Annotated in this window: 11 protein-coding genes and 1 pseudogene; 1 reads left to right on the forward strand and 11 read right to left on the reverse strand. The window is 67.2% G+C overall.

The features are described 5' to 3' along the window. A pseudogene (locus FVW27_RS02270) lies at positions 1–310 on the forward strand (ATP-binding protein); the annotation flags it as partial. Between the two features lie 101 nt (positions 311–411). Here FVW27_RS02270 and FVW27_RS02275 read toward each other — a convergent pair. The 11 genes from FVW27_RS02275 to FVW27_RS02325 form a co-directional block, all read right to left on the reverse strand. After that, positions 412–705, reverse strand: a complete 294-nt coding sequence (locus FVW27_RS02275; RefSeq protein WP_167122400.1) for a hypothetical protein — start codon at positions 703–705, stop codon at positions 412–414. Between the two features lie 49 nt (positions 706–754). Then, the gene (locus FVW27_RS02280; RefSeq protein WP_167122402.1) at positions 755–1,612 is read right to left on the reverse strand and encodes a hypothetical protein; all 858 of its coding nucleotides are present in this window, start codon (positions 1,610–1,612) and stop codon (positions 755–757) included. Positions 1,613–1,625: 13 nt separating this feature from the next. Continuing rightward, positions 1,626–2,186, reverse strand: coding sequence for a hypothetical protein (locus FVW27_RS02285; RefSeq protein WP_167122404.1), 561 nt, complete (start codon positions 2,184–2,186; stop codon positions 1,626–1,628). A 17-nt stretch (positions 2,187–2,203) separates the two neighbouring features. Then, positions 2,204–2,968: a phage tail protein gene (locus tag FVW27_RS20580; RefSeq protein ID WP_208294576.1), complete on the reverse strand. Its 765-nt coding sequence runs from the start codon at positions 2,966–2,968 to the stop codon at positions 2,204–2,206. After that, on the reverse strand, positions 2,965–3,573 hold the full coding sequence (locus tag FVW27_RS02295; RefSeq protein ID WP_167122406.1) for a YmfQ family protein: 609 nt from the start codon (positions 3,571–3,573) through the stop codon (positions 2,965–2,967). The genes FVW27_RS20580 and FVW27_RS02295 overlap by 4 nt, the downstream gene beginning before the upstream one ends. Next, complete coding sequence (locus FVW27_RS02300) at positions 3,573–4,643, reverse strand: baseplate J/gp47 family protein (RefSeq protein WP_167122408.1); 1,071 nt, start codon at positions 4,641–4,643, stop codon at positions 3,573–3,575. Before FVW27_RS02300 ends, FVW27_RS02295 begins: the two co-directional genes overlap by 1 nt. Beyond that, entirely contained in the window at positions 4,640–5,089 is a 450-nt protein-coding gene (locus FVW27_RS02305; protein WP_167122410.1) for a phage GP46 family protein, read from the reverse strand. Before FVW27_RS02305 ends, FVW27_RS02300 begins: the two co-directional genes overlap by 4 nt. Then, a complete protein-coding gene (locus FVW27_RS02310; protein ID WP_167122412.1) occupies positions 5,090–5,731 on the reverse strand; it encodes a phage baseplate assembly protein V in 642 nt (213 codons plus the stop codon). It abuts the gene before it with no gap. Further along, entirely contained in the window at positions 5,731–6,816 is a 1,086-nt protein-coding gene (locus tag FVW27_RS02315) for a phage baseplate assembly protein (protein WP_167122414.1), read from the reverse strand. Before FVW27_RS02315 ends, FVW27_RS02310 begins: the two co-directional genes overlap by 1 nt. Then, positions 6,809–7,996 carry a DNA circularization protein gene (locus tag FVW27_RS02320; RefSeq protein ID WP_167122416.1) on the reverse strand — a complete coding sequence of 396 codons (1,188 nt, stop codon included), beginning with the start codon at positions 7,994–7,996 and terminating at the stop codon, positions 6,809–6,811. Before FVW27_RS02320 ends, FVW27_RS02315 begins: the two co-directional genes overlap by 8 nt. A 13-nt stretch (positions 7,997–8,009) precedes the next feature. Continuing rightward, positions 8,010–8,267, reverse strand: a 258-nt coding sequence (locus FVW27_RS02325) for a hypothetical protein (RefSeq protein ID WP_167122418.1), incomplete at its 5' end; no start/stop codon positions are given.

Consider the following 8,267-nt stretch of genomic DNA (forward strand, 5'->3'; position numbering starts at 1 on the left):
CATGGGCTGCACCGTGGAACAGGTGCGCGACTACCTGGAGCGGCGCGGCGTGCTGCGCATGGCCGCCGGGGTGCGCGAGGCAGGGCTGCGGGCCGCCCGCATCGTGGCCAACATGCTCAACTTCAGCCGCCGCAGCACCTCGTCGCACATGGAATGCGACATCGGCGCGCTGGTGGCCACCGCCGTGGACCTTGCCGCCAACGACTACAGCTTTCGCAAGAACCACGACTTCCGCAGGCTGCGTGTGGATGTTGAAGCGCGCCGCGATAAGCGCGCCGATTTCTGTGATATAACACAATGGCCATGCTAGTTTCATAATACGGAACGAAATTCAAGAGCGCCCGGATTCACCCGGGCGCTCTGGTCGCTTCTGTCGGGGGAAAGGGCTGAGACGAGGGTGGCTACCTGCTGCTAATGCCGGATGAACGAGTGCGTAAGAGCGTTGACCGTGTAGTCCACGGTTATAAACGATCCGGGGTTATCGTAGCACCTCACTCTATACGCAAAGTCGCCTCGGGGCCACACGTTGACCACCTCCGCGCAATCAGTCACCCCGGACTTTTTCAACAGCTGCCGTGCCTGATCCCTTGTCATGTCCTGGGCCTCTGGCATTGGCTTCGTCGCGGCGGTAAATTCCAGCGCGGCAACCAGAACAAAGGCCAGGGCGGCGAGCAACGCGTGTTTGCGTGAAATGGATTTGGGCATGACGTCCTCCATCACTGGACTTTACCAAGCCGGGGCAAAGCTCGCAATGCTACGGCATCTTCGGGAAGTAGTTCACCCACGACATGGCGCCGTTACCGTTCACGTCGAAGAAGGATGTATATCGTCCCGTCTCGCTCCAGTGGCACCCATCCGCCCTTGCGCGCCGGTCAGAGCCGTTATGCAGATCGTCGTTCGGGCCGCTGGTAATCCCGGTGGATTCAATGACCTGTTGCTGCGCAGCGATGATGGCCAAGCGCAACGTCTCTGAGCAGAAGGTCTGATAGCAGCCCAAACCCAACACGATTCTGCCGGAATAGCCAGCCCTGCGAACGCCGTCGATGAAACGCGCGGTGTCCGCTGCAAAACGCGCTGCGGCGACCACAGGGGACTTTCCGCTGATCTCCGCGCCGATCCTGTCGCCGTGGCCAATAACATGGACCCAATCGGTGGGGCACAACCCCATAGAGTCCAGTAGATTCAGAGCGATCACAGCGCGCTGGAACAAGGGGGTACCGGGCACCCACATGGCTGCAGGCGTACCACCAATGTTCAGTCCGCAAACCAAGGTTCGCGCGTTGTGCCCAAGCCCGCAGAGAGAGCGTCCCCATAGATCGAGTACACTGAGTCGCTGCGGGTACTGGTCGGCAGGCTTATGTTCGCCTTGATCCATGTTCGACACTGGGCCGCCGTCGCACTGTCGGACGATCCCATCGAAAATATTCAATTCGTAGCAGGGATTGTATGGATTAAACAACGCGGGTGGCACGTCGCTCCAGTTGCCCAGCATGGACTGGCCCGTTGAGACGATAATCCGAGTGCGAGGTTGCAGAAAAATCGCCGGATCAATCGGCGCGCGCCCGCGAGGGTCATTAACCTCCCCGGAGGGGATGGCAAGTTGGATTGTCATAGCTAGTCCTCCATTATGTGGGGTAGCTGACCACGATGGCCAGCACGGCGGCCACCGGGTCGGCGTCGGCCTGTGCGGCCAGCAGTACCTGTTCCAATTCCACCCGGCGGGCGGTCAGCCGCTCCACAAGGTATTCCAGCCCTTCGGGGTCCGTGACGGCCATCAGGGCGGACCCCACGGCCACCCCGGTGGCTGTGGCCTCCGCCCCGGCAAGAACGCCCGCAAGGGCAGTGTCGTACCCGGTACGGATTTCGCGCGCCTTGTATGCCGCCACGTTTTCTGGTGAAGGCACCGGGGCGCTGGTGCTCCAGCCATCTGGAAGCGGTCCCAGCCCGACAATGGTGTGGGCTTGGCCATCGGGCTTCCACCCCTGCTCGCCACGATGGTCTTCGGCGTATTCCCAACTATCGGCCTGCACGGTGAGCACGCGGGCAAACCCCATGCGCGTCTCGGGCAAGGGCACTGCTTCTGCCGCAACAGCATCGGCAGGCAGCGCCACCCAGGCGTGGGGTGGCGTCCAGTCCTCTGTCAGCTGGTACTCTCGGGTATCGCGATCATATCTGTGGATGCGCATATTGATTTCCTCCTTGGCTAGACCAACACGATGAACATCGTTGCGACGCTGCGGACTCTCACGTCCCCGCTCGTAATGCTGGCGGTGGCCGTCGGCGTGTTGCTGTTCGCCGTGCTGCTCGTAACAGAGCTCGTATTTTCAAGATTCGAAATCGGCTGGATAATCCCTGCGCCCACCACGCCCCCAGAATACAGCGTGCCGTTCGACATATTGGTGCCCCCCTGCGCACTGCCCAACACACGCCCGGCATCCACGCCCCGTCCGTGGTCCCAACCGCGCGGGAACTCCGCCCGCCTGTCCTGGAGCTTGATGTAACCGCCAGCCGCGTCGCGGGTTCCGCCAGCGGTGCACCGGTACCACACTGGTGCCGTGGCGTTGGCCCCCGCGCCAGGCCATTTGCGCAGCAGCCGAGGGTACGTGGTCAGAGAGATGATCGAGCCGTTCAGTTCCAGCCCCAGCGGCTTGCCATCGGCCAACGTCGGAATGGCGGCGGCTTCCCACTCCACGATGGTGCCCCCCAGCATGTCGCGCGTGGTGGCCACGGGATCGATGGCCGAGGCTGCGATGGCCGCTGCGATCATGCCTTCAATTGCGTCCCGCAGCTGCCCCAGGTTTTCCTCATTCGGAGTCAACCCAGCGCCGGTGATGACGGCCAGTATCTCGCGCTGGGGGTGTTCGATGGCCTCGGCGGCCACCGGGCTGCCTTCGACACCGGCAGCCAGGTTCTCGGTGATGTACGGGGCGTTCGGGTCGGTCGCCCCGATGGGGGGAACGTATTTCATATGGATGCCTCCTCGTAGGCGATGACAAGGTCCAGGTGCGCGGGGTTCAAGCGGCGCAGCAGGCATTCCAGGTCGGTGGCACGCACGATGCGCGTCAGCCTGTCACCGGCGCTGGATGCGCCGCACCGGAAGCGTTGGACTCTGGGGCCGTGGATGGTCACATGCCAGACAAGCCGCTCCTCGTGCCCGCCGCCCACCTGGTGGCCGCACCGGGAACGCCCGCAGATAAACGGACGACCCCGCCCCACGATGGTCACGGAGTAGCCAAGCCGCGCCGCCAGCCGTTCAAAGAACGACAGCGTCAGGCCGGACTTCTGCACCAGGGCGGACCACAGGGCGCGCCGTCGTTCCCCCAGGGAGATGGCCGTGTTCTGGGTACAGGCGTCGGGCAGGCCCGCGAAGGTCTCCCACTCGCCCAGCAGTTCCAGCGCAGTGCGGGGGTCTGTCTCCTCGAACAGGTCGGCACTCCGCCGGTCCGCGCGGGCCATATCCTCGGCCAGTCCGCGCAGGGTTCGCGTCACCAGGGCGTCCGGCTCGCGCGGCCATGCGTCGCCCACCGGCAGCAGGGCCTGCAACTGGATCAGGTATTCGGCGGCGCTGGCCATCAGCTTTCACTCCAGGTCGTTCCGCCGTAGGTGGCGATGACCCCGGCAGCGTGCGCCACGTTGGCCGTGGGGTACAGCAGCACGTGGTCATACTCCCCGGCCGCCGTGGAGATGACTTCGCGCACGTGGCTGATGAGCAGGGTTCCGCCCGGCTCGGCTTCGCGCAGGACCAGTTCGCGCAGGGCGGCTTCGATGGCCAGCCGCACGCTGGCCTGCGCAGGGGCGAGGTCCGCGAGCTGGAAGACCAGCGGCGCGGGCGTGGGGGCGAACACCAGCGGCTCACAGCCGGGTGGGCAGCGGTCGGGGTGTTCCAGGTACGCCTGCACGGTGGCCACCATGTCCACGCCGGGGATTATGGTGCCCGGCGCGTTGTCACACACGAACGCCAGCCCCACCGTGCCGCGCCCCACGTAGCGGGGATAGGCCCATGCGCGGGTAACGGCGGACACCTGCAACGCCCAGGTCACCCAATCGTTGGTGGCACCACCCTGCGGCTGCTCCTGCACATAGGCCCGCAGCCTGGTCCGCAGCGCCTCCACCGTTTCCGCTTCCGTGCCGCCGGTCAGCCCGGCAGCGCCGATGGTTGCGGCAGACTGCACTCCGGACAGGGTGGTGGCCAGCCGCAACACCAGGCCAGCAGCGGTATTGCCCACCGTTCCCTCCACCACGGCCTCGACCTGGGCCACGGCACTACCACCGGCAATGGCCACGTCGGCCATGGTCTGGAACTCCGTGCCGTCGGTGCGTTGCAAAAGGGTCCCGGCGGGTATCGACGTGCCGGAGATACCGGTGAAGGTCACGGTGCCGCTGGCGGCTTCAGCCGCCTTGCGCGCCACGCCCCACCAGTTGGCCCAGCGCAGCAGGTGTTCCTCGTCGGCGGTGTCGGGCACCACCTGCGCGGCCAGATAGTCGAGATAGCCGTAAAGCCCGTGCTGGGTTCCGGCCACGGCCCGCGCCAGCACGGCCACGTCGGCGGCGGGCAGGCGGGCGTCCGCCCCTTCCATGCGGGTGTCGATGTCGCTTTCGATGCGCGCGACCAGCGCGGCAAGCGTCGGCCTGTTGAAGCTCACAGGGGCCTCCTGAAGATTTCGGTAACGCTGGTGCCGTCGGCCAGGGTGATGGAGATGGTCAGCACCAGCACCCCGGTGGCGTCCGCAGCCCAGCTGGCATCGACGCTGACGGAGGTAGCCCACCCGCCAGAGACCAGCCATTGCAGAGCTTCCTCCGCGTAACCGCGTGCGCGGCGCGCCGTTTCCGCCGTCTGCTTCTCGCGCGAGAGCAGCCACAACCGGCTGCCGGTGGTCCACGATGCGCCCGTCGGGGCCTGCGCCGGGGATACGATGTCGCCCCACCAGCCCCGCCTGGCGTTCAACCCCGCCGAACCGGCGGGCAACTCGTCGTCGGCCTTGGCTCGCGCGTCGGTGAACAGGCTGATCACGATGGCCCGGCGCAGGCCGCCGTCAGCGGCCAGCAGCCCGCGCTCCAACGGCGCTTCCAGGGTGTAGTCTTCGGCCATCTAGCCTCCCACCGGCGACCCGGTCGGGCCGCTTCCGCCGTTCTCTGGGTGCACGTGGGTACGCAACGACACACTGCCTGCCTGCACGTCCGCATCGCTGGTCACGTCGCCGGTGACATGTACTGCCCCCTCCATGCGCGACGAGCATGTGCCGCCGTCCACCCCCCGCGAAACATACGATGGGGAGTTTATCGCCACGCCTTCCGTGGCCGTTACCTCGTACCGCTTGGTGACCACGGCCACGTCTTCCTCGGCGGTGATCCGCGCGTGCAGGGTGGTCAGTTCGACAGTTCTCCCCCGCTTGAACACCAGCGAATCACCCTCGTCGGTGTACAGAGCTACCTCGCCGGGTTGCAGGCCCTGCAAGCGGAACATGCGGTCGCCCACGGCCACGATGACACCTGAAGACCGGTCGCCGCCCACGAACATCACGGCGGCCTCCATGCCCGGCAGCGGGCACGACGTGAACCCGTAGTGCTCGAACATCTCCACAGAGTCGCGCGCCTCGCCTTTCAGCAGGCCCACCTGGGCCGCCTGCACCCGCCGCGAGGAATCCACCAGGCGGACCACGGCACGGGCCACCATCAGACGCACCCGCTGGATCAGGGGGGCCGACATCCGATTAAAGTCGTCGCGGTTCATCAGTCGTCGTCTCCCGCGTCCCAGCCGCGCTTCTTCTTGGGCTTTTCCGGCTCTGCCAGCACGGCGAAGGCCGCCGCGCGCATCACAGTCAGTTCCGTCACCGTGCCCTCGCGCGAGGACTGCCGGAACTGCGCCTGGGTAACCACCCACAGGCCGGACAGTTCCACCAGTTCGTCCCGCAGCTCCACCGTCTGCCCAGGTCGCCACAACCCGCCCTGCGCGTTGCGCCACCCCGGCAGGGTGTAGACTGCCTGCCTGCCCCGCGCGGCGCGTGTCTTCGCCTCGTGCGCGGCGCGGCTGGCCAGCGAAGGCCCGCCGCTCTGCGTTTCCGCCACCAGCACCAAGGGGCGGTGCCGGGTTACACCGGGGTCCGTGGAGCTGCCGCTGGGGCTGGTGATGGTTTCCGCGTCGTCGTCGTCGTCCGGGTTTGCCCCACCGTCCGCATGGGCCACGGCACTGTAGTCCGAAAATCGATCCGCCATGCTCCGCACACCACGGCCTGTCAGCACGGTGTCGCCCGGCATGATGGTGGCCACCGGGCTGCCCTCGCTCACCGTGCCGATGACCAGCCCCCCCAGCCCGTCGGACCAGGCCATCAGGCCGCGCTGGCGCAGCAGCCGTTCCAGGGTGGCCGCCACGGTGTCACCGGGGTTGGTGGAAAAGCGGGGGAACGCGGTAGAGGCAGCACCCGCACGGGCCTGAACAGAAATGCCGAAAGGGGCGCACAGGTCCGCAGCGATGGCGGACAGGCTGCGCCCCTGCCAGTCCTTCACCGGGGCAGAACAGTCCACCAGGTCGCCCGCCTTGTCCCGCCCGGTGATGCTCGTCTCTCGGCGGGTGGCGTCATAGTCGGTGGTGACATCGTCCACGTAGCCGGTGACCACGGTTTCGCCATCGATGCGCACGACGCACGGTGCCCCTTCGGCCACGCCCAGGCGCACCCGGCTGCCCCCGCTGACCCACTCGTCGGTCAGCCGCACGTCGAAATCGCCAGACAGCCTGTCCAGGCCCAGGGTGATGGAAACATCCGTCCACCCCTCGTGAATCTGGCCGCCCGTATGCAGGGTCACCACATTGCTACTCATCGCGGACCACCTTCAGGGTGTTGCCGCCGGGCACGAATCCGGGGTGTCGGATGACGGGGTTGCGGGACAGCACGTCCGTTTCGCGTGCGGCGTTGCCGTAATAGGCATAAGCCACCACCAGGGCGGGCAGCGTCGCGCCGGGCGTCAGATCGTCCAGCCTGGCCAGGTCAGCGCCGCGCACGGTGATGTCGCGCACCACTGCGGTACGCAGGGCGTGCAGCGCCTCGTACAAGGGGTCCGACGCCGTGGCCATGGCCTCGTCCAGGTCGGCGGCCACCTGCTGGCGTACGGCAACGGCATCCTCGTACACCTCGAAATCCATGTCGGTGGTGGCGCGTGCGGCCTGAACCACGGCCAGCCCGGACGTCAGGTCGGACAGCGCCGCCTGGTTCACGGTCGCCTGCGAGGACGAGGAGGTGACCAGCGGGCGTTCAGGGGCCATGGTCGCCAGCTCGCGCGCTGCCGTGTAGCGGCTGTTGCCGCCGCTGCCGCCGGTGGAAACTCCCCCCACCAGGCTGCCGATGGTCGAGCGGATGCCGTCCGCCAGCGATCCGGGCTTGTCCATCAGAGCGGTGGACTGGCGGCGCAGGTTCAGCAGCGACCGGGCTGCGGCAGGAGTGCCCCATGAAACGGATCCTGCGCGGTCCATCCAGCCTTCCGCCTGTTCCAGCGCCTCGGACCGCACAAGGTCCGGCCAGATGACGCCGAACCGGTCGGCAAAGTCATCCACGTAGGCGTCTTCGGCATCATCGGCTGCGCCCGATGTCAGCGCCGCCGTGTCGATACGGCTGGTGTGCCCGCCGCCCTCGGTGTCTTCCACAAAATCCAGCCGCCACGCGACATAGCCGCCCATGTCCAGCCGTTCGGATGCGGAGAACTGGCGCACCCTCACGGTGTGCGAGAGGCCCCACGGGTCCACGTACTCGCCGGGGCCGTCCTTCTCCAGCGCCTCCAGCAGGCTGTTGCGCGGCCCCAGGTACTCCCGCCCGAACTGGAACGCCTCCACCGACAGTTGCCGGGCCTTGCGGCCCATGTCCTCGTTGGTGGGTTCGTCGCGCTTGGGGTACTCGTGCGTGGCCAGCCGACGACCGCCCGCGTAGTCGCGGTTGGCCACCTCGAACTTCACGCCCCGGAACGATGCCGGGCGCATGTCCTTGCGCCAGGTGCTTTCCGTCGCCATGGTCGCCCCCTGCCTAGTTCGCCCCGGCCATCATCGGGCCGGTGCGGGCGTTGATGGTGACGCCGGGGCTGTCGGATCGGGCCACCACGCTGGACCCGGCAGGCAGTCCGCGCACGGTCAGTTCGATGACATGGCGCAGCACGCCCTTGCCCTGGGCGTCGGCCTGCTGGGTGGCCCGCGCTGCCGTGGCCGCGCCGCGCTCCTCTGCCGCAGCGGCCCCTGCGCCCATGCGCGGCAGGAGCGCGCCGGGCTTTCCCGCACCAGCGGCGGA

Origin of the sequence: Nitratidesulfovibrio liaohensis (assembly GCF_011682075.1) — a bacterium.
GTDB lineage: Bacteria > Desulfobacterota > Desulfovibrionia > Desulfovibrionales > Desulfovibrionaceae > Cupidesulfovibrio > Cupidesulfovibrio liaohensis.

Bases quoted from the DNA above. Each gene is read 5' to 3' on its own strand.
- FVW27_RS02275 (WP_167122400.1), bottom strand. From the start codon at position 705: ATGCCCAAATCCATTTCACGCAAACACGCGTTGCTCGCCGCCCTGGCC.
- FVW27_RS02280 (WP_167122402.1), bottom strand. From the start codon at position 1,612: ATGACAATCCAACTTGCCATCCCCTCCGGGGAGGTTAATGACCCTCGC.
- FVW27_RS02285 (WP_167122404.1), bottom strand. From the start codon at position 2,186: ATGCGCATCCACAGATATGATCGCGATACCCGAGAGTACCAGCTGACA.
- FVW27_RS20580 (WP_208294576.1), bottom strand. From the start codon at position 2,968: ATGAAATACGTTCCCCCCATCGGGGCGACCGACCCGAACGCCCCGTAC.
- FVW27_RS02295 (WP_167122406.1), bottom strand. From the start codon at position 3,573: ATGGCCAGCGCCGCCGAATACCTGATCCAGTTGCAGGCCCTGCTGCCG.
- FVW27_RS02305 (WP_167122410.1), bottom strand. From the start codon at position 5,089: ATGGCCGAAGACTACACCCTGGAAGCGCCGTTGGAGCGCGGGCTGCTG.
- FVW27_RS02310 (WP_167122412.1), bottom strand. From the start codon at position 5,731: ATGAACCGCGACGACTTTAATCGGATGTCGGCCCCCCTGATCCAGCGG.
- FVW27_RS02315 (WP_167122414.1), bottom strand. From the start codon at position 6,816: ATGAGTAGCAATGTGGTGACCCTGCATACGGGCGGCCAGATTCACGAG.
- FVW27_RS02320 (WP_167122416.1), bottom strand. From the start codon at position 7,996: ATGGCGACGGAAAGCACCTGGCGCAAGGACATGCGCCCGGCATCGTTC.